The 470-nt window shown below is 62.6% G+C and carries 1 protein-coding gene; it reads left to right on the top strand.

What is annotated here, in order from left to right:
- The coding region (locus G9G53_RS25735) for an AMP-binding enzyme (protein ID WP_165150884.1) at positions 1 to 470 on the top strand (470 nt) is incomplete at both ends.

Genomic DNA, 470 nt, shown 5'->3' with positions numbered 1-470 from the left:
ACGGCGGAGAAGTTCGTCGATTCCCCGTTTGCGGAGGGGGAGAAACTGTACCGCTCGGGTGACTTGGCGGCTTGGCTACCGGACGGCAACATCGAATACCTGGGCCGGATCGATCATCAGGTGAAGATCCGCGGGTACCGGATCGAGCTGGACGAAATCGAGACGCAGCTGCTGAACGTCGAGGGCGTGGAAGAAGCGGTGGTGCTCGCCCGTCAGGACGGCGAGGGCGAGAAGGCGCTTGTCGCCTACTTTGTGGCGGACCGAACGCTGACGGTCAGCGAAATGAGAACCTCGCTGGCCCAGGGAATGCCGGGGTACATGATCCCGTCGTACTTCGTGCAGCTGGAGCGCATGCCGCTGACGACCAACGGCAAAGTGGACCGCAAAGCGCTACCGGAGCCGCAAGGCGGCATACAAACGGGCGTCGAATACGTAGCGCCGCGTAACCGGACGGAGTCCCAGCTTGTGAA

The organism is Paenibacillus sp. EKM206P (assembly GCF_011066155.1).
GTDB classification, from domain to species: domain Bacteria; phylum Bacillota; class Bacilli; order Paenibacillales; family Paenibacillaceae; genus Paenibacillus; species Paenibacillus polymyxa_D.
Note: the sequence above shows the minus strand (reverse complement) of the source record. Positions and strands in the feature narration are given on the sequence as shown.